General features: G+C 40.4%; 1 protein-coding gene. It reads left to right on the top strand.

Going from position 1 to position 307, the window contains the following annotated elements; translation table 11 throughout:
* Positions 1 to 68: 68 nt before the first annotated feature.
* Positions 69 to 248: a hypothetical protein gene (locus D0T57_RS15535; RefSeq protein ID WP_163274370.1), complete on the top strand. Its 180-nt coding sequence runs from the start codon at positions 69 to 71 to the stop codon at positions 246 to 248.
* Positions 249 to 307: the final 59 nt, after the last annotated feature.

The raw sequence follows: 307 nt of genomic DNA on the forward strand, positions 1-307 counted from the left end.
AAGATAAGTATCTCAGATAATGGCTATAAAAGCAAAATCAGACAATATCAGTGTGAAAACTGCCAGGGATGCACTTTGAAAGTGAATATGCGGTCGGGCTCTACAAGCCGTTCTATGATGCGGTGCTTCTCAAACTCAGGGTGCTGGTTGTAAACGCGTCGAACATCGAAAAAGACTGGAAATGGCTTACTGAACATAATGAGGAAAGAGCCGACCTCGACCCTATAGAAGCGCTTAGATATGAATAATATAAAACCTGAAATAAAGAAAGGCATTCCTCCGGTTATACATATACTGTTTTGTATAG

The sequence above is a fragment of the Dysgonomonas sp. 511 genome, from assembly GCF_010501105.1.
Taxonomy (GTDB): Bacteria; Bacteroidota; Bacteroidia; order Bacteroidales; family Dysgonomonadaceae; genus Dysgonomonas.

What these genes read in the sequence shown, in the direction of transcription:
- D0T57_RS15535 (WP_163274370.1), top strand. Translation starts at nt 69, where the DNA reads ATGCACTTTGAAAGTGAATATGCGGTCGGGCTCTACAAGCCGTTCTAT.